The 24,539-nt window shown below is 65.9% G+C and carries 22 protein-coding genes; 12 read left to right on the top strand and 10 right to left on the bottom strand.

Translation table 11 applies throughout. From position 1 onward, the window contains the following. Positions 1-124: 124 nt before the first annotated feature. Positions 125-1,153, bottom strand: a complete 1,029-nt coding sequence (locus BLU54_RS12120; RefSeq protein WP_091908586.1) for a DUF1338 domain-containing protein — start codon at positions 1,151-1,153, stop codon at positions 125-127. 138 nt (positions 1,154-1,291) lie between these two features. Here BLU54_RS12120 and BLU54_RS12115 point away from each other — a divergent pair, with 138 nt between their 5' ends. The 5 genes from BLU54_RS12115 (at position 1,292) to dapA (ending at position 7,130) form a co-directional block, all read left to right on the top strand. After that, positions 1,292-2,215: a LysR family transcriptional regulator gene (locus tag BLU54_RS12115; protein ID WP_091908440.1), complete on the top strand. Its 924-nt coding sequence runs from the start codon at positions 1,292-1,294 to the stop codon at positions 2,213-2,215. A gap of 175 nt (positions 2,216-2,390) precedes the next feature. Next, positions 2,391-3,479 carry an ABC transporter substrate-binding protein gene (locus BLU54_RS12110; RefSeq protein WP_091908583.1) on the top strand — a complete coding sequence of 363 codons (1,089 nt, stop codon included), beginning with the start codon at positions 2,391-2,393 and terminating at the stop codon, positions 3,477-3,479. A gap of 52 nt (positions 3,480-3,531) precedes the next feature. After that, positions 3,532-4,770 carry an alpha-hydroxy acid oxidase gene (locus BLU54_RS12105; protein WP_091908438.1) on the top strand — a complete coding sequence of 413 codons (1,239 nt, stop codon included), beginning with the start codon at positions 3,532-3,534 and terminating at the stop codon, positions 4,768-4,770. Next, the gene (locus tag BLU54_RS12100; RefSeq protein WP_091908436.1) at positions 4,767-6,179 is read left to right on the top strand and encodes an FAD-binding oxidoreductase; all 1,413 of its coding nucleotides are present in this window, start codon (positions 4,767-4,769) and stop codon (positions 6,177-6,179) included. Before BLU54_RS12105 ends, BLU54_RS12100 begins: the two co-directional genes overlap by 4 nt. A 33-nt stretch (positions 6,180-6,212) precedes the next feature. After that, a complete protein-coding gene (gene dapA, locus BLU54_RS12095; RefSeq protein ID WP_091908434.1) occupies positions 6,213-7,130 on the top strand; it encodes a 4-hydroxy-tetrahydrodipicolinate synthase in 918 nt (305 codons plus the stop codon). Positions 7,131-7,336: 206 nt separating this feature from the next. Here dapA and BLU54_RS12090 read toward each other — a convergent pair whose 3' ends face one another. From BLU54_RS12090 to BLU54_RS12045, 9 genes are all read right to left on the bottom strand, one after another. Then, a complete protein-coding gene (locus BLU54_RS12090) occupies positions 7,337-9,370 on the bottom strand; it encodes a hydantoinase B/oxoprolinase family protein (RefSeq protein WP_091908432.1) in 2,034 nt (677 codons plus the stop codon). Between the two features lie 9 nt (positions 9,371-9,379). Then, entirely contained in the window at positions 9,380-11,431 is a 2,052-nt protein-coding gene (locus BLU54_RS12085) for a hydantoinase/oxoprolinase family protein (RefSeq protein WP_091908430.1), read from the bottom strand. Positions 11,432-11,452: 21 nt separating this feature from the next. Continuing rightward, positions 11,453-12,484: an extracellular solute-binding protein gene (locus BLU54_RS12080; protein WP_170845132.1), complete on the bottom strand. Its 1,032-nt coding sequence runs from the start codon at positions 12,482-12,484 to the stop codon at positions 11,453-11,455. 38 nt (positions 12,485-12,522) lie between these two features. After that, positions 12,523-13,341: an ABC transporter permease gene (locus BLU54_RS12075; protein ID WP_091908426.1), complete on the bottom strand. Its 819-nt coding sequence runs from the start codon at positions 13,339-13,341 to the stop codon at positions 12,523-12,525. Beyond that, positions 13,341-14,156, bottom strand: coding sequence for an ABC transporter permease (locus BLU54_RS12070; RefSeq protein ID WP_235837921.1), 816 nt, complete (start codon positions 14,154-14,156; stop codon positions 13,341-13,343). Before BLU54_RS12070 ends, BLU54_RS12075 begins: the two co-directional genes overlap by 1 nt. Positions 14,157-14,236: 80 nt before the next feature. Next, positions 14,237-15,469, bottom strand: a complete 1,233-nt coding sequence (locus BLU54_RS12065) for an ABC transporter ATP-binding protein (RefSeq protein ID WP_211435343.1) — start codon at positions 15,467-15,469, stop codon at positions 14,237-14,239. Between the two features lie 46 nt (positions 15,470-15,515). Next, positions 15,516-16,130, bottom strand: a complete 615-nt coding sequence (locus BLU54_RS12060; RefSeq protein ID WP_091908420.1) for a TetR/AcrR family transcriptional regulator — start codon at positions 16,128-16,130, stop codon at positions 15,516-15,518. Between the two features lie 531 nt (positions 16,131-16,661). Then, on the bottom strand, positions 16,662-17,192 hold the full coding sequence (locus tag BLU54_RS12050; RefSeq protein WP_091908417.1) for an ArsR/SmtB family transcription factor: 531 nt from the start codon (positions 17,190-17,192) through the stop codon (positions 16,662-16,664). Beyond that, entirely contained in the window at positions 17,189-17,986 is a 798-nt protein-coding gene (locus BLU54_RS12045) for a peroxiredoxin (protein ID WP_235837920.1), read from the bottom strand. The genes BLU54_RS12050 and BLU54_RS12045 overlap by 4 nt, the downstream gene beginning before the upstream one ends. Positions 17,987-18,204: 218 nt before the next feature. On the opposite strand from BLU54_RS12045, the gene BLU54_RS12040 reads away from it, so the two are divergent. From BLU54_RS12040 to BLU54_RS12010, 7 genes are all read left to right on the top strand, one after another. Next, positions 18,205-19,164, top strand: coding sequence for a dihydrodipicolinate synthase family protein (locus tag BLU54_RS12040; RefSeq protein WP_091908415.1), 960 nt, complete (start codon positions 18,205-18,207; stop codon positions 19,162-19,164). Positions 19,165-19,168: 4 nt separating this feature from the next. Then, on the top strand, positions 19,169-19,603 hold the full coding sequence (locus tag BLU54_RS12035) for a GlcG/HbpS family heme-binding protein (protein ID WP_091908413.1): 435 nt from the start codon (positions 19,169-19,171) through the stop codon (positions 19,601-19,603). Positions 19,604-19,745: 142 nt separating this feature from the next. Next, on the top strand, positions 19,746-20,558 hold the full coding sequence (locus BLU54_RS12030; RefSeq protein WP_091908411.1) for a class II aldolase/adducin family protein: 813 nt from the start codon (positions 19,746-19,748) through the stop codon (positions 20,556-20,558). After that, entirely contained in the window at positions 20,555-21,577 is a 1,023-nt protein-coding gene (locus BLU54_RS12025; RefSeq protein ID WP_091908409.1) for an ABC transporter substrate-binding protein, read from the top strand. The genes BLU54_RS12030 and BLU54_RS12025 overlap by 4 nt, the downstream gene beginning before the upstream one ends. Positions 21,578-21,614: 37 nt before the next feature. Then, the gene (locus BLU54_RS12020) at positions 21,615-22,535 is read left to right on the top strand and encodes an ABC transporter permease (RefSeq protein ID WP_091908407.1); all 921 of its coding nucleotides are present in this window, start codon (positions 21,615-21,617) and stop codon (positions 22,533-22,535) included. Beyond that, positions 22,532-23,401 carry an ABC transporter ATP-binding protein gene (locus BLU54_RS12015; RefSeq protein WP_091908405.1) on the top strand — a complete coding sequence of 290 codons (870 nt, stop codon included), beginning with the start codon at positions 22,532-22,534 and terminating at the stop codon, positions 23,399-23,401. The genes BLU54_RS12020 and BLU54_RS12015 overlap by 4 nt, the downstream gene beginning before the upstream one ends. Then, positions 23,398-24,531, top strand: coding sequence for an NAD(P)-dependent oxidoreductase (locus BLU54_RS12010; RefSeq protein ID WP_091908403.1), 1,134 nt, complete (start codon positions 23,398-23,400; stop codon positions 24,529-24,531). Before BLU54_RS12015 ends, BLU54_RS12010 begins: the two co-directional genes overlap by 4 nt. Positions 24,532-24,539: the final 8 nt, after the last annotated feature.

The raw sequence follows: 24,539 nt of genomic DNA, 5'->3' as shown, positions 1-24,539 counted from the left end.
ACGGCTCGCTGATGACGGCGCCGTCGCGACGCAGCATCGCACATCGACGCGCGGCATGATGGCAGGGCGGGTATTCAGTATTCCCGCCCGGGCCGTCAGCGCGGCAAACGACGTTGCCACCACGTCAATTCGGCGCGCCTGCCGTCATTTTGAAGATGCCTTGCGCGTTGCCGGCATCGAAACGCAAATCGGTGATCCAGCGTCGGCTCGCCGGGTCGAATTCTCGCTTGCGCGTGATGAATTCGTAGAACGACCCCGGCACCTCGCGTGCGGTCAGGTTGCCGTCCGGGTCGCGCAGCGTGCGCTGCACGATGTCGGCACGATATGCGGTCTGGAAGACGCGGCCCGAGCGCGAGCGCTCAACCTCGGGCTTCATCGGACGGCCCTTGGCCTTCTCGTCATCCGACAGTTGAAACACGTCGTCGACCCGGTCGGTCGCATGGTTGAACGCGTTGCCCTCGGTCGCGATCCACGCCATTTCGGCCGATTCAGCGAGCAGCGTCTCGTAATCGGCGACGCCCGGCGCATCGTGCTGGCGCTCGAAAGCGCCGACGATCACCGGCAACAGCGCGTGGGCAGCGTCGAGCGGCAGCCAGCCGTCGCGCTCCAGTTCGGACAGTTGCGAGACGGCGAGCGGCGTGAGCGGATCGCGCGAGGCCCCGATCACATTCGTGACTGCCTGCTGAAACGTGGTGGAAAAGCGCTCGGGGTGAAGCTCGCTGAGGAAGAACTGTGCTATTTCCTCGGGAGCATCGTCGTGCACGTAGGCCCGGCCGGTCATGCCCAGCTTGTCGAGCGGGTAGCGTCCGTTCAACCTGAAGCCCAACGGCCGCAGGATGCGCGTAAAGGCGGCCTCGCCCGGCGGCAACGCACCGCTATGCGGCCAGCGGACGGTGCGCAGCGCGCCATGATCGAAGTACACCGTCCGGCCGTTCGCGACCGCCTCGTCGGTGTAGGTACGCCCGTTTGGCGAGCGCGCCAGCAAGCCCTCGAAGAGCGCCATGTTCATCGCCTGGGCGAGCTCCGCGCGAGTGACGGTGCCAGTCTCCCAATCGCCTAGAATCGCCGGCGCGTTCAGCGTGTCGAACAGGAAATCGCTTTTCCGCGCTCCGAGCATGCGCACCAGCAGGGCTTCGATATTGGGATTTCGCATCAAGATCTCCAATGTCCGGGCGACCCGGACGCGGCGCTTCTACCGCGCAAATGACTCGTCAGCCCACTATTATTTTCGCCGGTGGCGCCGCCGGTAAAGCGAGATAAAATCGCAACTTGATGAGTGTTTGGAATCAAGATGCGCAAATTCAAGATACCGAACATGGGCGCGCTGCTCGCGTTCGAGGCCGCCGCTCGCCACGAGAGCTTCACGCACGCGGCCAAGGAACTGTTCCTGACCGAGAGCGCGATCTCGCGTCAGATCGCCACGCTCGAATCGAACCTGGGGGTGCGCTTGTTCGTTCGAGCGAAGCAACGGGTGGTGCTGACTCGCGCGGGTCGCATCTACGGCACCCAGGTAAGACGCTCGTTGGAACATCTCGATCGCGATACCCTGTCGATCATCGCGCACGGGAGCGGCGGCGGCTATCTGGAGCTGGCAGTGCTGCCGACCTTTGCGTCGCAATGGCTGATACCGCGCATCGGTCGTTTCTATGCCGAGACGCCTGACGTACGCGTCAACATGGGCGTGCGTACCGACGCGTTTTCGTTCGCCGATTCGCATTTCGAGGCAGCGATTCATTACGGCAAGCCGACATGGCCCGGTACCTCGGCCGATTACCTGTTCGGCGAGGACGTGGTCCCCGTGTGCAAAGCGTCGCTGCTGGCGCGGCCGATCGAGCGAGCACACGAACTGCTGGCGTATCCGCTGCTGCACTCGACCACGCGGCCGGACGGCTGGAGACAATGGTTCGCCAGCCTCGGCGTCGAGGATGCAAGCACCATGCACGGCGTGCGCTACGAACTGCACACGATGGCGATCAGCGCCGCTGCCGCCGGTCTTGGCGTGGCGCTGGTGCCAAAATTCTTCGTCGACGGGCAGCTTCGGCATTTCGGCCTCGTTGTGCCGTTCGAGGCCAAGTTCAGCGCGGATTCGGCCTACTACCTCGTTTACCCCACCGAACTGAGCCACGGCCGGCCATTCGAACGGTTTCGCGACTGGCTCCTGGCGGAGGCGGGCGCTTACCGGGCTGCCGAGGCGGCCGCGCAGACCGAGGTTTGATGACTAACGCGCATCACATCGTGCTTTTATCTCTCTTGGCGTCAAGCCACGACTGACCGACCATCGACGTCGACTCCGCGAGGCGCGCCCCAGGACGCGCTGAACCGGCACCTGGTCATTCCGCGCTCGCGTGCCAGTGCACGACGCGACGCTCTGCTCGCAGACGGGAACATCGATGCCACACGACACGAACCAACGCAACGCCTCGCGCCGCGACTTCCTTCGACTCGGCGTGGCCGGCGCCGCCGGCATCGCGATGCCGGCCATCTGGACGTCCGCCAAAGCCGCGACCAAACGCCTGGTGGTGCGTGATTCGGGCGGTGTCTATACCGACGTCTACACCCGCACACTCTACAAGCCTTTCCAGCAAGCGACCGGTATCGAGGTGGTCGGGGTGGCGTCGGCAGCCGAGCCGACCGCCCAGATCAAAAGTATCGTCGAGACCGGCGCCAAGACGTGGGACATGGCCGAGCTCAGCTTCCCGGCCGTCTATCTTCTGTCGCGCAACGGCAAGGCGTATCTCGAACCGATCAAGCTGGACGGCAATGGCGCCGTTGCCAAGATCGCGCCGCACTTCGTCGACCCGTATGCGGTCGGCCACAACGTCTACACCACGGTATTGACCTATCGTCGCGATGCCTTCAAGGGCACGACGCCGCCGACATCCTGGGCCGATTTGTGGGACGCCAAGAAATTTCCAGGCCGCCGCGCGCTGCGGAAATACCCGTTCGACACGATCGAGGAGGCGCTGATGGCGGCCGGCACGCCGACGAGCAGCGTCTATCCTTGCAATCTCGACAAGGCCTTCGCGAGCCTCGATCGGGTCAAGCCGAACATCGACATCTGGTGGACCACTGGCGCGCAGTGCGAACAGATGCTGAAATCCGGCGAGGTGGCGATGGCATCGAGCTGGCTGGCCCGCGTGTTACCGGCAATCGACGCCGGTGAACCACTCGCTGTGTCGTGGAACGGGCATATCTACGGACCGCAGGGCTTCGGCATCTTGAAAGGCGGCAACAACGTCGAGGCATGCCGGCAGTTCGTTGCGTTCTGCGCGGACCCCAAGCGCCAGGCCGAGGTGGCCAGTGCGCTGGCGGTGGGCCCGACCCACCCTGACGCGTTCCAGTTCATCGACGAGAAACGGGCGAGGAATCTGCCCACCTTCCCCGACAATCTGCGCCGCGGCGTCCGGATCGACCCTGGCTACTGGCCGGCACACCAGGAAGCCGCGCTCGAACGCTTCAACGAATGGGTGCTTCGCTGAGCAGCGCAACGCATTCCATGGCACCGTTCCGGCAGCCCGGCTTCCGCTCACCATGAGCCTGTTCTTTTCATCGACGCGCGGTTTCGCGAATGTTGCGGACTACCGCGAGGCGGCGCGGCGGCGATTGGCGAAAATCGCGTTCGACTATCTCGACGGGGGCGCCGAGGACGGCAACACCCTGGCGCGCAATCGCGCCGCATTCGCCAACCTCCGCTTCGCGCCCCGCACGATGCTCGACGTGTCATCGGTTTCGCCCGCCACCCGCCTGTTCGACTATCCCGCCAGCGCGCCATTCGTGGTGGGTCCAACCGGTCTGAACAGCCTTTTCTGGCCGAAAGCCGACGAGACGCTCGCGGCCGCCGCCGCTGCGCGCGGCGTGCCGTTCGCGCTATCGAGCGCCTCCACCTCGCTGTTGGAAGACGTCCGCGCGGCCGCGCCCGGCGGCGAACTGTGGATGCAGATCTACGTGCAGAAAGACCGACGCATCGCGGAAAGCATCATGCGCCGCGCGTCGGCAGCCGGCTTCAGCACACTGCTCGTGACCGTCGACACGCCGGTGCATGGCCGGCGCGACCACGACGTCCACAATGACTACCGACTGCCGCTGCGGGTCACGCCGAAACTGCTCGCCGACCTGTTGCGCCATCCGCACTGGGCATGGCAGATCGCCCGCCACGGCACACCGCAGCTCGTCAATCTGGCCCGCAGCCTGGGCGAGACGCCAAACCTGCAACGTCACGCCGCTGCGCTTGCGAGGCAGATGGATCTGTCGCTCGGATGGTCGGACATCGCCTGGCTGCGCAAACATTGGCAAGGTCCGCTCTTGATCAAGGGCGTGATGACCGTCGAGGACGCGCGCCTTGCGCACCGGCACGGCGCCGATGGCATCGTGCTCTCGAATCACGGCGGCCGCCAGCTCGAAGGCGCGCATGCACCGATCGAAGTCCTTCCCGCCGTGGCGGACGCGCTCGGCGGCGCGCTGCACCTTTACCTCGACTCCGGCGTGAGGCGCGGCGCGGATGTGGTCAAGGCAGTCGCGCTCGGTGCGCGCGGCGTGCTGCTCGGCCGGGCGCCGCTGTACGGCCTCGCGGCGCGTGGCGCACCCGGGGTCGCGCACGTTCTTTCGCTCCTGTACGAGGAAATCGTCACGACCATGACGCTGCTCGGCAGTGCCGACATCGAGACGCTGCCGGCGCGCCTTGCCGGCGACAGCCCGGGCACGTCACGATCGGCATCGCCATTGAGCGGCCGGCCGCCGCTCGCCCCGATCCCTCATGCCATACAATCATGAACCTGCTTGAATCGCTGTTGGAGGTTGTTGGTCCGAAGGGCCTCGTTGGGGCTGACGACGCCGAGCCCTTGCTGACGGACTGGCGCGGCCGCTACCATGGCGCCGCCCGGGCGATCGTTCGTCCGGCCGACACCGCGCAACTGGCCGGCGTGATGAAGCTGTGCGCGGCGCACGGCATCAGCGTCGTGCCGCAGGGCGGCAACACCGGTTTGGTCGGCGGTGCGACCCCGTCCGAGGCGGGCGATGCCATCCTTCTCAGCCTCGCGCGCATGGTCCGCGTGCGCGAAGTCGATACCCGCAACGACACCATCACCGTCGAGGCCGGCTGCACGCTGCAGCAGATCCAAACCCTGGCGGCATCGGTCGATCGCCTTTTCCCGTTATCCCTGGCCAGCGAGGGCTCGTGCCAAATTGGTGGCAACATCTCGACCAATGCCGGCGGCACCGCAGTGCTGCGCTACGGCAATATGCGCGCACTGGTGCTAGGGCTTGAAGTGGTGCTGCCGGACGGACGTATCTGGGACGGTCTGCGAGGTCTGCGCAAGGACAATACCGGCTATGACATGAAGCAACTCTTCATCGGCGCCGAAGGTACGCTCGGCGTCGTGACGGCAGCGGTATTGAAGCTGTTTCCCGCGCTGCGTTCACGCGCGACGGCCTGGGTGGCGCTGGCGTCGGCCGACGCCGCGATCGATCTGCTGGCGCGCTGTCGCGCGGCGTGCGGCGACGCGCTCACCTCGTTCGAATTGATGTCGCGCAGCCAGCTGGACATCGTGTATCAGCAGGTTGCCGACACGCGCGACCCGCTCGACGGCACCTCGCCCTGGGCGCTGCTGATCGAACTTGCCGACTCGTCACACGATGCACCGCTGCAGGCAATGCTTGAAGACGTGATCGGCGCGGCGCTCGAGGACGGCACCGCGCTCGATGCCGCCTTGCCCGCCAATGAAACGCAGGCCGCAGCGTTGTGGCACATCCGGCACATCGTCTCGGAAGCCAATGTCCGTTTCGGAACCAGCGTCACGCACGACATTTCGCTGCCGATCTCGCAAATCCCGGGCTGCTTGGCGCAGACGGAGCGCCGGCTGAGCGAAGCGGGCCTGATCGAGGGCGCGCAATGCCTGTATGTGGGGCACGTTGGCGACGGCAACATACACTCGATCGTGATCTTCCCGCACCATGTGTGGGCACGCGTCGAGGACCGCGACGCGCGGGCCGCGAAGATCGGCACGATCGTCAACGACACGGCAGTGCAGTTCGGCGGCAGCATCAGCGCCGAGCACGGCATCGGCCAGGCGCATCGCGGAGAACTCGAACACTACAAGAGCGACGTAGAGCTGGACATCATGCGCGCGGTCAAGCATGCGCTCGATCCAGACCGCCGGATGAACCCTGGCAAGCTGCTCTGAGCGCGCAGCGAAGCACATTGGAGAGAGGCATCGATGCAGATTGACCAGTCCGCGCTTGCAGGCATCTTTCCCGCGTTCCCGACGCCCTTCGACGCGCGTGGCGAGATCGACTTGAAGCGGCTCGATACCCTCGTCGACGCGCTGATTGCCGGCGACGCCGCCGGCGTCGTCCCGGTCGGCGGCACCGGCGAGTACACCGCACTCTCGCCGGCGGAACGAACGCGGGTGGTGAGCGCCACCGTCGATGCCGCACGTGGCCGCGTACCAGTCATCGCGGGCGTCGTCTCACCCGGCTATGCCGAAGCCCTTGAGACCGGCAAGCGCTTCGCCGATGCGGGCGCCGACGCGCTGCTGCTGGTCACGCCGTTCTATGTCACGCCGACCGACGCCGGCGTCCGCGCCTACTTCGAGCGCTACCGCGCCGCGCTAGATATTCCGCTGCTGCTGTACGACATCCCGGCGCGTACCCGCTATGCGACCGCGCCGGCGACCATTGCCGCGATGGCCAAGGACGACGGTTCGATCGTCGGCATGAAGGCCTGCAATACCGACCTCAACGCGTTCGCGCGGACGGTGGCGCTGGCCGGCGCGCACATGGCGATCCTGAGCGGCGACGACCAACTCTATGTGCATCATGTGCTGCTTGGCGCCACCGGCGGGATCCTGACAGCGGCCAGCCTGCTGCCGCGGGTCTGGTCGCGCATTCACACCATTGCCGCCAATGGCGACGCCGCCATCGCGCTGCGCGAGCACGCGTGGCTCGCCCCGCTGCTCGACGCGCTCTTCAGTGAAAGCAATCCCGGCCCGGCCAAGAAGGCGTTCGAGCTGCTCGGCGATGGACTCGGCCCGGTGCGGTTGCCGCTCGTCGCGCCGGCCCCGCTGACGGTCGAACGCATCCGGGCAGCCTTGCATCTACTTCCGCCCGACTGGCTGCCCGGCGCAGCGCGCTGATTGCCGGCATCACCGCACGATTCACCCCGGCCGTACCGGTGAACCCGTGCCCTGTCCAGCAATGACCGCCGCAAGCGCGGCGTAGATCCGCCCCGCGGCGACACACGTCGCCGCCTGCCACACGGCAGCCCGCCGACGACCGCGCGACCCGTCCGTTCGCAGCGGATAGCCCGCTATCCCGCTATCCCGCGAGTCGCCGGTCCCGCTCAAGCCGCTTGCCGCGCCGCGCCGTGCCGCTGCGCAACGAGGGCGGGATACTCGATCAGCAGTTCATCGAACATAGACTGCACGAGCGCCGCATCGTCGCAAGCCGCCCCGCTCACCAGCCGAGCCGCCATGCGTTCGAACATTTGATGCTTGAGGAAAAAGCGCCAATCGATGGACACGGCATCCAAACACGCACACAGCACGGCATACCGTTCTCGCGTCCACACCGCCTCGTGCGCACGACGATTCGGGCCGTAGTCGAAAAAGCCGTCATCGCGTGCCGCTGCAACGCCCCTGTTGGCATCGATCTCACTACGCAGCGCTGCGGTAGCGGCCATCTCCGGCGCGCCCTCGGAGAACACAACGCCGTACAGGTCCCGCGCCTGCTGTTCGGAGACGTAACCACGCCGCACGTCGCGCGACACCGCATCGACCGGCCGCAGTGTCGGCGCACCGTAGCCGCCGCCACCATTGCCCTCCAGCCGGATCACATCGCCTGGCTCGCAGGCAACGAGGTCGGTGTTGCCAAGGACCTGCTCTCGCGGCGTGCGGGGATTGCGCTTGAACACCGAGGTGCGCCCCGCCATGCCGCCACGGATGCCCCACGAACCGAACAGGGTACGGTCGCGATTGCGCGCGGTGATCAGCGTATTGGGCGCGAAAACCTTGAATTCCATTGCGATGGCAAGGCCGCCACGATATTGGCCGGCACCGCCGCTATCACGCACCAGCCCGTATGCCAGAATGCGGATGGGCACTTCCGCTTCATTGATCTCGACCGGCGTATTGCGCAGAAACGCCATATTGGCCCCCGACGCGTCCGAGCCGTCGCCTGCCGACGCACCGCCCGCGCCACCCATCACCGGCCCGAGCGATGCCATGATCGTGCGGCCGGATCGGTCGGTGGTCTTGACGTTGAGCAGACACACGCTTGAGGCCGGGCAAGCCGGCATCCGTTCCGGCAGCGCCTGAGCGAAAGCACCGAAGACAGCCGCCTGCACGATCACGCAGGTGAGCGTACGCATGCCGACCGCAGCCGGCGCCACCGGATTCAACACGCTGCCAACCGGCATCTCGCATGTGGCAATCCGCAGCATGCCCGCGTTGAGCAGGATGTCGGGATTGAGCGAGTACAGCACATAGTTCAGCGCCACGAGCAGCAGCGCATGGCGCGGATGACCGCCGGTCGGCACGTTCATCGACGACGTCAACTGCGGATCGCTGCCGGAAAAGTCGAAGCGCAGCAAGCCATCGTCAACGCTCAAGGTCAATGCGATCCGCATCGGCTTGCCACCGACCGCGTCCTCGTCGACATAATCGGCGAAGAAGTACCGGCCATCCGGGATCGTGCGCGCCACAGCCCGCGCCTGCGTTTCCGAATAGTCGAGCAACTGCCCGATGCCAGCCTTGAACGCCGCCACGCCGAAGCGTTCGACGATTTCGAGTACACGACGCTCACCGGTAAGCAGGCAGGCAATCTGGGCCTTCAAATCGCCGATATTCTGCTCGGGTGCGCGAACGTTCACCATCATCCACGCCAACAACGTCTCGTTCAGCACGCCGCCCTCGACCACCTTGGTCGGCGGGAATCGCATCCCTTCCTGATGAATTTCGGTGAGCGTGCGCGAGAGCGACGCCGGCACCGCGCCGCCCATGTCGGTGTTGTGAATGTGGCCCGAGACGAAGCAAACGATTTCGCCTTCATGGAACACCGGCTTCCACATCACGACGTCGGGCGTGTGCGTTGCCACGAAGCCGCTGTAGGGATCATTGGTCATGCACACATCGCCCGGCGCGTAATCGTCGATCGAGCGGATCACCGGACCATAATCGAGACCGACATACCACGTCGCTCCGAACGTGCGGGGCGACGCAAACGTCAGTCCGTCGACACTTGCGAGGGCGCAGGAAAAGTCTTCCGTCTCCTTCACAAAGGTCGAATGCGCGGTACGCACGAGCGTATAGGCCATGCTCTCGGCAGCCGCCACGCAGTAGTTCGCAAAGATCTGCAACTCGGACTTGTCAAATTCCATGATCGGTCTTCAATGTTGGGTGGCGCGGTTGGTCATCAACAGATTCCCAAACGGATCGACGCGGACCGAGAAGCCCGGCAGCACGCAGGTCGTCGCGTCGTCTTGCGAGACCACGGCGGGCCCTTCGAACTCCTGGCCGGCACGCAGGTCCGCACGTCGATAAAGCGGCGTGCGGTGAAACGCGTCGTCCATCCAGACGTCGATTTCGCGCACCGGCACCGGTGCTGCGCTACCCGGTGCCAGGCGTTCCAGTTCGGGCTTCGGCGTTGGCGCGGCGACGACCAGCCGAAGCGCCACCAGCTGGATTCCAGCTTGGTCATCGCTGTGCCCATACAACCGGCGATGTTCCCGATGAAAAGCGTCGCGAACCGAGGCGAGTTCACCGGATCGAATCGCCTGCGCACTGAGCGGCGTCTCGATTTCGAACGATTGCCCGCGATATCGCATGTCGGCGGTCAGGGTCAGCGACACGTCGTCGGCATGGCCGATCTGCTCGACCATCCAGGCCAGGGCGTCGGCTTCCAGCTGCGCGGCATCCTTCGCAAGCAGCGCAAGCGTCGCTTCATTCAACTCGTAGTAGGTGGTCTTCACGAAGTCGTTCTTGATGTCGGCGATCAGGCCGCCAAGTGCGCTCAGCACCCCGGGCGTCACCGGCACCATCACGTGCGGCATCTTCAGTGCGCGTGCCAGGTAACACGCGAGCATCGGCCCCGCGCCACCGAACGGCAGCAAAGTGAAGGTGCGCGGATCGATGCCGAAACGCGACACCAGGCGACTGGTTCCGGCGTACATGCTCGAAGTAGACACACGGATGATCGCCTCGGCAGTCTGCTCGACGTTCTTGCCCAGCCGCTCGGCGAGGCTGCCGATCGCGCGACGCGCAGCCTCGCGATCGAGCGATACCGAGCTGTAGCCGAGATCGGACTGGCCGAGTACGCCCATCACCGCAAAAGCGTCGGTGATGGTCGGCCGGTCTCCGCCGCGGCTGTAACACACCGGTCCCGGGTTCGACCCCGCGCTGTGCGGGCCGACTTTCAGGACACCGAAATCGTCTACCCATGCGATCGAGCCGCCGCCGTCGCCGATCGACGAAACCGACACCGACGGAATGTGGATCTGGAAGTCGCCAATATATTCACCGGTCGCATACTGCGGCTGCCCGTCGACGATCAGCGCGACGTCGGCCGTCGTGCCCCCGATATCCAGACTCATGCAGTTCTTGATGCCGCATTGCTCTGCGATGTAGGCGGCGCCGATCACCCCTGAAGCGGTACCCGACAGGATCATCTGCACGCAGTTGCTCTTGCCGTTCTCCGCGCTCATCACGCCGCCGTTCGATTTGGTCACCTTCAGCTCCGCCGGCACGCCCGCTTCGCCGAGTGCCGCCTGCAAGCGGGTCAGGTAATCGGCGACCTTCGGTTGCACGTAGCCGCCGATGATTGCAGTGGAGGTACGTTCGTACTCGCGGATGATCGGCCACACTTCGTGCGAGCACGATACGAACAGACCTGGGCAATGCGTCGCGATGAGTGCCTTGACGGCTGCCTCGTGCACCGGATTGCGGTAGGCGTGCAGCAGCGACACCACTACGCCCTCACATTCCGCGCGGCGAATGCCCTCGAGCGCGGCAAGCACACTGGCCTCGTCGATCGGCGTCTCCACTTGGCCGTCCGCGGTAAGGCGACCGCCCACACCGAACACGCGATCGCGAGGAATAAGCGGCTCGGGACGGCGCGACAGGAGGTGGTACATGTCCGGAATCTTCAGGCGCGCAATCTCCAGCACATCCTCGAACTTCTCGGTGGTGATGAGCGCGAGGCGCAGGCCCTTGCGCTGCACCACCGCGTTCACGCCGACAGTCGTGCCGTGGGTGAAATAGGCGACCTCGCGCGCATCGATGCCGTACCGTTCGACCAGTCCCGCCATGCCGACCAGCACTTCGCTGCCCGGGCTGTCGGGACGCGAGAAGACCTTCAAGGTGCGGATGCTGCGGGTCTCGTCGTCCAGCACGGCGAAGTCGGTGAACGAGCCACCGATGTCCACTCCGATTCTCAGACTCATGGGTGCCATTCTCCGTTGCGGTCAGCGACCGATCTGCTTGTTCCACATCTCGACCCATTGCGGCGTCTTCTTCGAGATGACGTCGAACGGCAGCCACATCGATTCGCCGTCCTGCGGCACGCGTGCCGCCACGCGGTCCGAATACTTCACATGCGCGTTCGACGCCGAGTACTGGATCAGATTGGCGAAACAGCTCTGCCCTTCGGCCGATGCGATCACGTTCATGAACTGCAGGCCGAGCGGCGAACCATTCTTCACCTTTTGAACCATGGTCGGGAAGGCCACCGCACCCGGCTTCGGATTGAGATAGCCGATGTCCGGGTTGTTCGCATCATGTTCGGCCCACGCCCGGCCGTCGAAATACATCGCGATATCGACGTCGTTCGACTTGAGTGCGACCAACGGTGAATTCGGCTCGCTATAGAAGGTCACGTTGCCGCTCTTCTGCATCCTCTTGATTTGATCCAGACCAGGCTGCACATTGTCCAGACTGCCGCCGTAGACCATCGCAAACAGGCCGATCAGGCCCTGCGCGGTTCCGACGTAGGCAATGCCCGGTAGTGCGGCATGCCACTTGCCGGCATTGGTGCCGTCGACGAACTCCTTCCAGGTCTTCGGCGGATTCGGTACCGATTTCTTGCTGTACATCAGACCGAAATCGCCGAATGCGATCGGGAAGCCATAGCCCTTGCCGTAGGCGCGCATCTGCGGTTTGATGTCTTTCAGATTCGGAATCTTGCTTTCGTCGATAGGCTCGACCAGACCACGCTGACGTGCGATCTCGCCACTGTCGACCAGACCGATCATCACGTCGATCGGAGGATGGGTGGGGTTGGCCGCGATCTGGTTGATCCATTGCATCGGGCTGCCGAGAATCACGTCGACCGACTTCCCGGTGCTCTTCTCGAACGGCTGTACGAAGCATTTTCGATACGCCTGCTCCCAGGCACCCCCGTAGGCGGTGACGGTCAGATCGGCCGCCAGCACCGCCGGCGCTGCCGCAGTCAGCGAGAGCGCGACGCAGGCGGCGCGCACAGCATACGAGACTTTCATCGAGGCTCCGTACAATGATGGATGAGATGGTAACGACTTCATTGCGTCGTCAGCGCGCGCAAGCCGTAGGTTTTCTCGACGATCAGCAGTAGCAGGATGGTGATGCCCATCTGCACCGTGCTGATCGCGGCGATCGCGGGGTCGAACTGGTTCTGCAGATACGACAGCATGACCACGGGCAATGTCGTCACGTTGGCCGTGCCGAAGAAATAGGAGACGCCAAGGTTATCGAGCGAGATCAGTATCGAGAACAGCGCACCGGCGAAAATGCCCGGCGCAATCAATGGCAATGTGACGTGCCGGAAGGTTTGCCATCGGTCGGCGCCAAGCACCGATGCCGCCTCGAGGTAGGAGGCGCGTGTGTTCTTGTAGGTGGCCAAGGTGGTACGCATGACGTACGGCACCGAGACCACGGTATGCGCGATGAGCAGCGCGGCGAACGAGACGCCGATGCCGAGGTTGGAAAGGAAGTACAGCAGAGACAGGCCGATGACCAGTGCCGGAATCGCGATCGGTGCGAGCAGGAAGGTGGTCAGCGCATTGGCGATCCGGCCGGAACTGCGGCCCACTCCGACGGCTGCCGGCACCGCGATCAGAATCGCGATGAGCGACGAACTCAGCGCCAGATACAGACTGGTCAGCAGCGAGTCGGCGAACGGGCGATATTCCCACAATCGCCGGTACCATCGCAGCGACATCGCGCCGACCGGCACTGCCAGCGACTGATCCGGTGAGAACGAGACCAGTACGACCACCACGATCGGCGCGGTCAGTGCGATGAAGAACAGTATCGTGAATAACGAGAAGGTTATCGCGCCGACGTGGGCGGCTATTCTGTCGAGCGTCCCGGCGCGCATCACGCGTCTCCCCCGCGACGACCTGTGACGCGTAGCTGCACGTAAAGGCACATCAGCACGATCAGCAGCAGCAGATTACCCATCGCGCTCGCGAAGCCCAGGTCCTGCGTCAACGAGAACTGCTGGAAGATCAGCAGCGGCAGCGTGACCACGCTGCCGTCTCCCAGCAGTAGTTGGGTCACGAAGCTCCCGCTGCTCAGCATGAAGACGAGTACGCAGCCGGTGAGAATGCCTTCGGCCGCGAGCGGGACGGTGACGCGCACGAAGGTGCGCACGGCGCCAGCACCCAGAATGCGTGCCGACTCCTCGAGCCGACGGTCGACGCCGCGCAGCACCGGGACGATCGACAGCACCATGAAGGGCACCATCACATGCACCATGCCGATATACACGCCAAGCGGTCCGCCGAGCACGCGCACCGGACGATCGATCACATGCAGCCAGCCCAGCAACTCATTGAAAGGCCCATGCCTTGCGAAGATGACGCGCCAACCGAAAGTGCGCATGATGATCGAGGTGAGCAGCGGTGCGATCAATAGAAACAGCATGGGCATCGCCATGCGGCCCGCGCGCCGCACCATGAAGTGCGCAATCGGATAGCCGAGCACCAGACACAGCAACGTCGAGACGAAGCTCACCTTGATGGTTTCGGCGATGACCGCGCGGTAGTACGGATCGAAGAACAGCTTCTGGTAATTTGCCAGGGGGCCGGCAGATGACGACGGTGCGTCCGACACGAGACTGCGCAGCGCGTTGCCGATCAGCGGGAACGCGAAGAAGACCAGCAGCAGGACGAGCGCCGGAGCACACAGCATGGCGATGCGCCATGACGCTGCGCGCGCGTGACGTCGCGCCACGAGCGCGCCGGTGGATGGGGTTGCGACGGGACTTTGCATCACCGGGCCCCCTCGCCTGCCAGCGGCGCCCGCTGCGTCGCGAACGCCTCACTGGCGTGCGGCGCGGCGGGGGGGGCGTCATCGGCTTCGAGGACGACCACGTCGTTGGGTGAGAACGAGACCGTCACCGCCTCGCCGCGCGAATGACCGACGTGTTCACTGGATGACGCCTGTTGGTACGCGTACACGCGCGGCCCGAGGCCGGGCACGTCGATCTCGTACGAGTGCTGAGCGCCCCGGAACACGTGCTGCACGATGCGGCCGCGCAATTGCACATGGCCGGGCCTGGGTGCATCGATCGCAACCTTTTCCGGGCGCAGCGCGACTTGCAATACGCCCGGCAGTTCGCCGTCGAAGTCAGACCCGATGCCAAGCGTCATTGCGGTAGGCGCGTCCGCGGTGGACAACGCGGCGACACTGACCGACCGCTCATCGCGGGCGGTGACGCGACAGTCGATGACGTTGGCCGTGCCGAGGAATTCCGCGACGAAGCGATTGCGCGGCCGGTCGTAAACCTCGCGCGGCGCGCCACTTTGCAGGATGCGACCGTGACTGATCACCACGACGCGGTCGCTCATCGTCATTGCCTCTTCCTGATCGTGGGTGACCATGACGCTGGTGATCCCCAGGTCCTGCTGCATGCGACGAATCTCGAACTGCATGCCTTCGCGAAGGTTTTTGTCGAGTGCGCCAAGCGGCTCGTCGAGCAGCAGCACCGACGGATCGTTGACGATGGCGCGGGCCAGCGCCACGCGTTGCTGCTGCCCGCCAGACAATTGTTCGATGCGGCGGTCGCAATACCCGGGCAAGCGGATCAGATCCAGCATGCGCTTGACCTGAACCGCGATATCGCCGCGCTTCACGCCCGCCATGCGCAGGCCGAAGCCGATGTTCTCACCGACCGTCAGGTGCGGAAACAGACTGTAGTTCTGGAACACCATGCCGAGTCCGCGCTTGTTCGGGGGCAGTGCCGAAACGTCGTTGCCGCCGATGCGCACGCTGCCGGCATCGGGAAACTCGAAGCCCGCAATCAGTCTTAGTGTCGTGGTCTTGCCGCAACCGGACGGCCCCAGTAGCGACACGAGTTCGCCAGGCTCGACAGCCAGCGTCAGCGCATCGAGCGCAAGCACATTGCCGTAGCGCTTGCTGACGCCATCGAGCAGCAGGCGCTTGGCATCTGCGCGCGCGCCGCCGACTGTCGAACCGGCACTGGTCTGCATAGGGTGATTCATCCGAACTCCCGAGTGACTGTCCGGCCTGCAAAAGTCAGATCGCCGGCTAGATCGACCGCATTTCCCGATCGAGCGCGTGGATCAGCCGTTCCAACTGCCGGTCGAGCCACTCGGCTTCGTGACCGGCGAAAAAGGTGTCGAGAAAGATGCCGCGCATGGATGACAACAGGAACGGCAGCAGCTCCGCGAGCGCGCGCTTCGTATCGTCCTTCAACGACTCGTTCGCGGCGATCACGCGCCGCATCTGCTCCCGGGTGCGCATGCGGTGCTCGATCAGCGCGTCGTGAAGCGTGCGATCGGGGCGCAAGCCGATGTTGATCTCCCACACTGCCCAATAGCGGTTGCTGCCGTACAGCGCCCACAGCGACGTCACGATGCCGCGAGCGGCACCGTCACCCGAACTGTCGAGGTCGTGCAGCTGACGGAACAGCATCAGCGCTTCCTCGGTCAGTTCGTCGAGCACCGCGAACAGCAAGCTTTCCTTGGTGGGAAAGTGATGGTGCAATGCGCCCGTCGTGACGCCCGCATGCTCTGCGATCGCCGATGTCGTCGCGCGGGCGAAACCAAGGTCGCTGAGGATCGCGATCGCCGCGCTGACCAGTGCCGCACGCGAGTGCGCGGTTCGATCGGCTTGCGTACGCTTCCTCACGGCAGTGCTCACGGCGTTTCCCGGGTTTCAGATCAGATACCACCTGATCGGTATGTAAAACACGGCGGTTTGCCGTCAGAACCTTCTGTTTGCCCGCTCGATGGGCTGCGTTAGACACCCAGCGACCTCTCGTTTGTCAGATTCTGTCGATGAAACCGCACGCCGGGCAGTGAGAAATAATCAAGACGTCGTGCACCGTGCACATCAACTCGGCCGGCCGCAGGGTCCAGCGTTCTCACCGCCCGCCGAAGCGAAGATGACGTGATCGAGCATGGCCGGCCCCCGCCGGCATGACATACGGCGCGGGCAGAAGCCGGCGGCGCAGACGAGCGGCAAGGCTTGGCGCCGCACATCGCAGGCTATGGAAGCGCTTTGGACCCGAAGCGGCCGACGCTGCGCGCACGGCTCGGATGGCGCCGTCGAGGCGGTCGGACGCGGTGCTGGCCTGACGGCGGCACGACCGCCTCGCGCGCAGTCCGACGATGCCGTAGCGTGCCGTGCCGTGCGGATCGGTCCAGCCGTGGTCCAGCCGTGGTCCAGCCGTTAAACGGCCCGACCTGGCACGATGTGCGCGAACACCGAAGCGTCATCGGCTTCCTGCGACGCGCTCCGCGTGTTCGCGCCCGGCGCAATGGCTGGCGCAGCAATGGGTGTCGGCGCGGCAGCAGCCAAGCCATAGATGTGCGCGAGCGCGGTGACGAGTTCGCGCTGCGGGCCGTCCGCGAGCGTATAGACCACGGACTTCGCGTGCCGCGCGGCGGTCAGCAGGCGCGCGTCGCGCAGCAAGCCGAGATGCTGGGAGAGATTCGGTTGTCGCAAGCCGAGCCGCGACTCGATCGTCGACACGGCGGTAGGTCCTTCCAGCAACAGCACGGCGATTGCCATGCGGCTCGGGTGACCGAGGATGCGAAGCGCCTGCGCCGCCTCCCCGAGCGACCCGCCGCGCCCTTCGGCCGAGACCAGCGTGTCGGGCGGCAGCCGATACGGGGCAACGCGCGGCGCACTTTGTGAGGCATTGTACTCGACCGCCTCCGTCTGCTGCGGCGGCTCTTGCCGCCGACGTGCATCGCTCATTTGCCCTCCCGATGGCGGCCGCGAGCGCCTGTCCGGGCGGCCGCGGCGTGTCCGCCGACAGCGGTGGCGTCCGCCGGCGCGATCCGCGTTGGCCGGGTCTGGTAATACCAGTCCGCGGCGCCGTCCTCGTCCTTGCGCTGGGTCGCGTCCGCGATCGTTTTCGGTGGCGCAACCACACCCGGCGCGCCCGGCTGCCAATCCGCCGGCGCGTAAAGCGCCTCCTGGTAGGTCATCGACACCGCCTGAACCAGCCGCAACGCCTCCTCCACCGATCGCCCGGTGGAAATCGGATACCAGGTAATGGCCTTGACGATACCCTCCGGATCGATCAGGAACATGCCCCGCACCGTGCTGGACGACACGGCCCGCGGCGGCAGCATGCCGTAGGCGCGGGCGATGGCCATCGACGGGTCTTCGACGACCGGGAACGGAATGTCGATATCGAAGTTCGCCTTGATGCTATGCAGCCATGCCAAGTGTGAATAGAGACCGTCGATCGACAGCGCGAGCAGTGCGCAATTCAACGCTTCGAAGCGTGGCGCGGCCTTCGCAAACGCGATCAGCTCACTGGTGCAGACCGGTGTGAAATCCGCCGGATGCGAAAAGAACAGGAGCCACCGGCCACGATAGTCGCGCGAAGCGACCGGACCCATGGTCGAACGCGCCTCGAAATCGGGCGCGGGTTCATAAAGAAATGGCGCCGCCCGCGTTACTTGTTCGTCGCTCTCACGATGATCGGAACCGGCGCCTGTGACGCCGTGCTGCAGTGTTGCCCGTGTCGGTCGCTCGCTCAAGCGCAACTCCTCGTCTGACCGGCCGGGCCCTTGTTCATGCCCATCCGCTCGATAAGTTTAGGAAATTTACTTCGTTTGATTTCGAAAGTCCGAAACCAATAATGCGGGTTTTGACGATTTCGCCGCCTCTGACCCACGTTTGCCGCGGTGGACGCGTCTACCGCACAGCGAATCTAGCAACACTTTCAATTTTTTGCAACTGAGGAGACGCGTTTCCCATGAGTCACCCGATTCTGGTCGTGCCGCCGCTGACGCCGTTCGAGGCGGACGGGACGCTGCATGTCGGCGCCATCGCGGGGCACGTCGACTACGTGCTCGAATCGTGCCGCCCCGACTTCGTGGTCGCCGCCGGCGTCGAGGCACAGGAGTACGCGTATCTGTCTTTCGAAGCACGCCAGACCTTGTTGCGCACCACGATTGAAGCGGTCGACGGTCGCGCCCCGGTCATCGCCGGCATCTCGCATCCGTCTTTTCACACCGCCATCTCGCTGGCCAATTTCGCCGCTGAACACGGCGCGAAAGTCCTGCAGGTGCTCGCGCCGCTGCGTCCCTTCGGCGGCGCGCCGACGCCCGACGAAGTGCTCGCCTACATCGAACTGATCCTGCGCGAGACGGACCTGCCGCTGATGCTGTACCTGAACGCGGGACCGGGCGCGGACTTGTCGGTCGACGCGACACTCGCGATCGCGCGGCTGCCGCGTGTGCAATACATCAAGGAGAGTTCGCGCGACCTGACGCGCGTCGGACGCCTGATCGAAGAAATCGACCACGCGGGCCACGCGCACTATTTGACCACGACCCAGATGCTGCTGCCGTCCCTGCTGCTGGGCGGCTCGGGCGCAACCATGCCGCCGCCGCTGGCAGCGCTCGGTGCGCGGGTGCTCGCGGCGTACCGGAAAGGCGACATCGCCGAGGCGGCGCGGGTGCAGCGTCAGTTCTCCCTGTTCCCGGCCAAGTGGATGCACCGCGGTCTCGCGCCGACCATGAAGGCGGCGCTGCGCTATCTCGGCCAGAACATCGGCGACCCGCACCTGCCGTTCGGCGTGCTCCGCGAAGACGAACGCGCCGCGCTCCATGCATTCCTTGACGGTACCGATCTCAAGTCCGGCGCGCCGCTGTCCGCCGCCGACACGCCGACCGCCGTCCAGTCCGCTCCCGTCAACGCTCGCAACCGCTAACACCATGCTGCAAATCCAACGTCTCTCCAACGAAGAAGCCGCGATCCTGCTCGAAGGCGCCCGCCGCAAGTCGCTCGAAATCGGCGTGCCGATGTGCACCGCCGTCACCGACGAGTCCGGCCACCTGATTCAGTTCGACCGCATGGACGGTGGCAAGGTCAGCAGCATCAGCATCGCGATCGACAAGGCGTTCACCGGCGCGGTCGCTCGCAAGGGAACACACGTGTACAACCAGTTGTGCGTGCCCGGCAAGGGAACGTTCGGCATCCACATCACCAACGGCGGGCATTTCAGCATCATCGGTGGCGGCTTGCCGGTGACAGTCGGCGGCGTGGTCGTCGGCGGCATCGGCGTCAGCTCGGGTACGTCCGACGAAGACCTCGTCGTCGCCGAGGCGGCGGTCGCGTACTTCCGGGAACGCACCGGGCTGGCCGAGTAGTCCGGCAGCCGCTGCCTCGCGTGTTGAGACGCAGCACCGTCCCCATTATTCTCGACACCGCTGGCTTGGTCCGGCGGTCCTCCCCGGCAGCAGACCGACCACCGAGCAGGACTGCCGCCGCTGCGCCCGCTTCCAGTCCAACATGAGCGCCGACACACTCGCCCCCGTTCTCTCGCCCGTCGTCTCACGCGACCACGATCACCGTCCCGCGCACATCAGTACCGCCGAATGGCAGGCACGGGTGGCGCTGGCGGCCAGCTACCGCTTGATGGCGGCGGCCGGCGTCAACGACCTGACCTACAACCATCTGTCGGCACGCGTGCCTGGCGAACCCGATCGCTATCTGATCAAGGGCGAACGGCAGCTGTTCGAGCAGGTCACTGCATCGTCGCTGCTCAAGTACGATCTGGACGGCAACAAGCTGAGCGATTCGTCAGACGGCGTGAGCCGGGGCGGACAGGTGATCCACGCCGGCGTGTTCGCCGCGCGGCCTGACATCCATGCCGTGTTCCACACGCATACGACCGCGAATCTCGCCGTGTCGATGCAAAAGATCGGGCTGCTGCCGCTCAACCAGCACGCATTGCGTGTCTACAGCCGGGTCGGCTACCACCCGTTCAGCGGTTTCGAATTCGACCTGGCGAGCCGCAAGGCATTGGCCGACAGCCTGGCGGACAAGTACTTCCTGGTGATGCGCAACCACGGCGCGCTGATCTGCGGCCGGACCATTCCGGAGGCGTACGTCGAGCATCACAACTTCGAGTTCGCCTGCCGTGCGCAGGTCGCCGCGTTGACGGCGGGCGGCATCGAGCAATTGATCGTGCCGACGGACGAGGTGATCGCGCACGCGACCGCGCAGGTCGAACGCTTTCTGAGCGTGATCGACGAGAACGGCCGCGACTGGGGCGCACTGCTGGCGCAAGCCTATGCGCTTGACGCGGATTTCGCACGATGAGTGCCGCCCTTGCCCTGCCGGCCGCGTTGCTGCGGCTGCGCGCCAGCTTGGCGCGCCGTCGCGGGCGTGCGCTGCGCACGCTGGCGTTGGCGTTGCCGCTGGCCATGTCCGGCGTCGCGCACGCGGTCGAGACGGTCAATTATGGCTATATCGCGCCGGTCGCTTATTACTGGGACGTGTTCGCCGCCAAGGCGCTGGGCTTCGATCGCGAAGCCGGCGTCGACATTCGGCCAATGCGCATCGACAGCGCCAGCCAATCCGTGCAGACATTGCTGGCCGGCGCGGTCGACATTCTGTCCACGCCCGCCGAGCTGGCAATCTCCGCCCGCGAGAAGGGCGCCGACGTGACGATGATCGGCGCGGAAACCGCGCGCCCGTCCTTCACCCTGGTAGCGCGTCCGGAGATCAAGAACTATGCCGATCTCCGCGGCAAGATCATCGGCGTCACGCAGATCAACGAGGCGGTCTCGACGATGATCGGTCTGCTGCTCGAGCGGCACGGTCTGCGCCGCGGTGACTACCAGTTGCTGGCGCTGGGCGGCGGTCCGACGCGCTACGCCGCGCTGCTGCGTGGCGCGGTCGCGGCCACCGCACTGAGCCAGCCGCAGGACTTCAAGGCCGTCGGTGCAGGCATGCATGCGCTGGGCTCGACCGCCGACGTGTTCGAGAGTCCGTACATCGTCTTCGCAACCCGCGGCGCCTGGGCGAATCAGCACCGGCCGGCAACAGTCGGCTTCCTGCGCGCCGTTGCCCGCGCGTCGCGCTGGCTGCGCGATCCGAACAACCGCGAGCGCGCGCTGAGCATCCTGCAGCAGGCAATCCAGGCAAGCCCCGAGGACGCCAGCAAGACCTACGCGCTTTACCTGGGCAAGACACCGTTGCTCGCGCCGGACCTGCGCCTGGGGACGCGGGACGTGACCCGCTATCTGACGTTGCGTGGCAGCCAGGCCGCGCCCGAGCCATTCGTCTCGCCGGCCTTCCTGGACGAGGCGCTGGCAGGCCTGCCAGCGGCGCCGTAACGCGCGGCCGCCCTTCACCGGCCCTGTTCCGACAGCGATGAAAACCGTGCCCCGACATGCAACACAGCACGCTTCACAGCATGCATCACAGCGCGTGCCACCAGCGGAGTCCGTAGCGGCGCTGGCACCCGGCCGGCCCCGCGCAGCCGACACCCACCGCGTCAGTCGCGGCGGCGCGCGCGCGCGGCCGCCGGCCTGGCGCGCTCCGATCGCCACGGCGCTGTCGGTCTTGATCGGCCTGCTTGCCTGGGAGGTCGCAGGTCGCTGGCTGGTGAGCAATCCGATTCTGTTCGCGCCGTTCTCGCGCGTGCTGGCCGCTGGCTTCAGCCAGTGGCAGCAAGGGCGTCTCGCGCACGATGTCGCCATCAGCCTGCTTGAGTTCGCGCTGGGCTTCACGCTGGCATCCGTGCTGGGCGTAGCAGGCGGTCTGGCGCTCGGCCTGAGTCGCGGCACGCGATTGATCTTCGAACCGTGGGCCAAGATCTTGTATGCCAGCCCGCTGGTCGCGCTGATGCCGTTCTTCATCCTGGTCTTCGGCATCGGCATCGCCTCGAAGGTGGCCATCGTCGCCACGGTCGCGGTGATGCCGATCCTTTTCAACACGGCGAGCGGCGTGCGTTCGGTGGACAGCGCATGGCACGACGTGGCGCACGCTTTCGAGTGCTCGCGCCTGCAGACGCTGGTGCACGTGGTGCTGCCGGCGGCACTGCCGACCATCCTGGTCGGCATGCGTCTCGCCGTCGGTCGCGGCCTCACCGGCGTGGCGGTCGGCGAGTTGTTCGCGGCGCAAGCCGGCCTCGGCTACCTGATCACGACAGCCGGGCAGAGTTTCGACACCCCCACGCTGCTGTTCGGGGTCGCGTGCTTCTCGGTGCTGGGTGTGTTGCTGATGGCGGCGCTCGACGCGCTGGAGCGCGTCGCGCGGCGCGGTCGCGAGCCCGCTGGAGAAATGCGATGAGCCGCGCCTTCGCGGCGCTCGGCAGTGCCGCTCAAACTGCCGAAATTGCCAGCGGCGACGATGACGCCGTGGCGCGCGCGGCGACGGCCGTTGGCGGCGTCAGCGTCCGTGGCCTGACGAAATACTTCGTGGCGCCGGATGGCGCGCGGCACGCGGTCATCGACCGGCTGTCGTTCGACGTGCCGCCCGGCCAGTTCGTGTGCGTGCTCGGCGCGAGCGGCAGCGGCAAGACCACGCTGCTGCGCCTGCTGGGCGGACTGGCCAGCCCGGATGCCGGACGGGTCGACTTCGCGGCGCCGAGCAGTCGCGGTTTCGTGTTCCAGCAGGACGCATTGCTGCCATGGCGCAGCGTCCTCGACAACGTGGCTTTCGGCCTCGCGATGCGCGGCGTCGCACGCGCCGAGCGCCGGCGCCGGGCCCTCGCGCTGCTCGACACGGTCGGCCTTGGCGGGCTTCACGACCAGCTTCCGAATCGCCTCTCCGGCGGCATGCGCCAGCGCGTCAACCTGGCACGTGCGCTCGCCGTCGAGCCGACTGTACTGCTGATGGACGAGCCGTTCTCCGCGCTCGACGTTCGCACGCGGTCTCGTCTCCAGGGCGAACTGCGCGACATCTGGCGCGCGCGCCGCAGCACCGTGATCTTCGTGACGCACCAGATCGACGAAGCATTGCAGCTGGGCCAGCGTGTAATGGTTCTTGGCGCGGGCGGTGCCGGCATCCTCGCGGACCTGGCGGTGCCCGCGTCGGAGGCGGCACGCGCCGCGCTCGCAACGCGGATCCACGCGCTGATCGACGGCGCCTCGCAGCCGGTAGCCGCCGCCTCGGCCGTGGACGGGCACGTCCAATCGCCGGAGCATCAACGGTGACGCAAAATCCGAAGGTGGCGGGCATGAAGGTCGCGCTGTGCGACGATCCGGTGCTGACCGGCTTGTTCGACGCACTCGCCGACGCGCTGAGCGCACGCGGCGTGATCGTGCAGCGCGGTGGCCTGCCGACTCGCGCGCGCGCCGGCTCCGCTGACGCCGGGCGCGACAGCGACGCGAGTGCCGAGGTCGGCCCCGAAACGGTCGATGTCGCCGTCGTTTCTTCGCGGGCACGGTGTCCGGCTGAATGGATGGCCCGCGCAAGCCGGCTGCGCGCGATCGTCGCGCCGACCATCGGCACCGAAACCATCGACATCGCGGCGGCCACCGCGCACGGCGTGCTCGTCGCCAATGGCGCGACCGAAGCCAATGTCGTATCGATGGCCGAGGCGACGGTAATGCTGATCCTGATGAGCCTGTACCACCCCGAACGCGCCGAAGCCGTGATGCGTGGCGAACGGCCACGCCCGGGCGGCCTGGGCGGCGGCAGTCTCCCTTCGCAGTCGCAGCCGCAGTTGCACCCACACCCGCACCCGTACTGGGCGCGCACGTTGGCGGGCCGCAGCGTCGGCCTGATCGGCTTCGGTCGCATCGGCCAGGCGGTCGCGGCACGCCTTGCACCGTTTGGCATCCGTCTGCTGGTCGCGGCGCATCGGCGGGTCCGCGCCGATCACCTGCCGACCGGCGCCGAAATCGTGCCAGTCGACAGCTTGCTGGCGGAGAGCGACGTGATCTCGCTGCACGCCCGGGCGGAAGCGGGCCAGGCGCCGTTGCTGGACGCGGCAGCGTTTGCACGCATCAAGCCTGGCGCGGTGTTGATCAACACCGCGCGCGGCACGCTCGTCGACGAGACCGCCTTGCATGCGGCGCTTCTCGAAGGGCGTCTGGCGCACGCCGCGCTCGACACATTCGTGAACGAGCCGTTGCCGGCCGACAGCCCGCTGCGTGGGCTCGACAACGTCCTGCTCACGCCGCATCTGGTTGGTCATACCCAGCAGATGTTCGCGTCGTTCCTGCCTACCGCCCTCGACAACATCCTGGCTGCGCTGGCCGGCGTGGCGCCACCGCACTGCTGCAACCCTGCGGTATTGCCCGACTGGCGCCAGCGCTTCGGCAGCGATGCCGACACCTGACAGCGTCC

This window comes from Chitinasiproducens palmae, from assembly GCF_900095735.1.
GTDB classification, from domain to species: Bacteria; Pseudomonadota; Gammaproteobacteria; order Burkholderiales; family Burkholderiaceae; genus Chitinasiproducens; species Chitinasiproducens palmae.
The sequence above is the reverse complement of the archived record's forward strand: the minus strand, read 5'-3'. Positions and strand labels throughout refer to the sequence as shown.

Coding starts and splice junctions, on each gene's coding strand:
- BLU54_RS12120 (WP_091908586.1), bottom strand. CDS start 1,153: ATGCGAAATCCCAATATCGAAGCCCTGCTGGTGCGCATGCTCGGAGCG.
- BLU54_RS12065 (WP_211435343.1), bottom strand. CDS start 15,469: ATGAATCACCCTATGCAGACCAGTGCCGGTTCGACAGTCGGCGGCGCG.
- BLU54_RS12040 (WP_091908415.1), top strand. CDS start 18,205: ATGAGTCACCCGATTCTGGTCGTGCCGCCGCTGACGCCGTTCGAGGCG.
- BLU54_RS12100 (WP_091908436.1), top strand. CDS start 4,767: ATGAACCTGCTTGAATCGCTGTTGGAGGTTGTTGGTCCGAAGGGCCTC.
- BLU54_RS12030 (WP_091908411.1), top strand. CDS start 19,746: ATGAGCGCCGACACACTCGCCCCCGTTCTCTCGCCCGTCGTCTCACGC.
- BLU54_RS12075 (WP_091908426.1), bottom strand. CDS start 13,341: ATGCGCGCCGGGACGCTCGACAGAATAGCCGCCCACGTCGGCGCGATA.
- BLU54_RS12035 (WP_091908413.1), top strand. CDS start 19,169: ATGCTGCAAATCCAACGTCTCTCCAACGAAGAAGCCGCGATCCTGCTC.
- BLU54_RS12080 (WP_170845132.1), bottom strand. CDS start 12,484: ATGAAAGTCTCGTATGCTGTGCGCGCCGCCTGCGTCGCGCTCTCGCTG.
- BLU54_RS12110 (WP_091908583.1), top strand. CDS start 2,391: ATGCCACACGACACGAACCAACGCAACGCCTCGCGCCGCGACTTCCTT.
- BLU54_RS12015 (WP_091908405.1), top strand. CDS start 22,532: ATGAGCCGCGCCTTCGCGGCGCTCGGCAGTGCCGCTCAAACTGCCGAA.
- dapA (WP_091908434.1), top strand. CDS start 6,213: ATGCAGATTGACCAGTCCGCGCTTGCAGGCATCTTTCCCGCGTTCCCG.
- BLU54_RS12090 (WP_091908432.1), bottom strand. CDS start 9,370: ATGGAATTTGACAAGTCCGAGTTGCAGATCTTTGCGAACTACTGCGTG.
- BLU54_RS12020 (WP_091908407.1), top strand. CDS start 21,615: ATGAAAACCGTGCCCCGACATGCAACACAGCACGCTTCACAGCATGCA.
- BLU54_RS12115 (WP_091908440.1), top strand. CDS start 1,292: ATGCGCAAATTCAAGATACCGAACATGGGCGCGCTGCTCGCGTTCGAG.
- BLU54_RS12050 (WP_091908417.1), bottom strand. CDS start 17,192: ATGAGCGATGCACGTCGGCGGCAAGAGCCGCCGCAGCAGACGGAGGCG.
- BLU54_RS12070 (WP_235837921.1), bottom strand. CDS start 14,156: ATGCTGTGTGCTCCGGCGCTCGTCCTGCTGCTGGTCTTCTTCGCGTTC.
- BLU54_RS12025 (WP_091908409.1), top strand. CDS start 20,555: ATGAGTGCCGCCCTTGCCCTGCCGGCCGCGTTGCTGCGGCTGCGCGCC.
- BLU54_RS12105 (WP_091908438.1), top strand. CDS start 3,532: ATGAGCCTGTTCTTTTCATCGACGCGCGGTTTCGCGAATGTTGCGGAC.
- BLU54_RS12085 (WP_091908430.1), bottom strand. CDS start 11,431: ATGAGTCTGAGAATCGGAGTGGACATCGGTGGCTCGTTCACCGACTTC.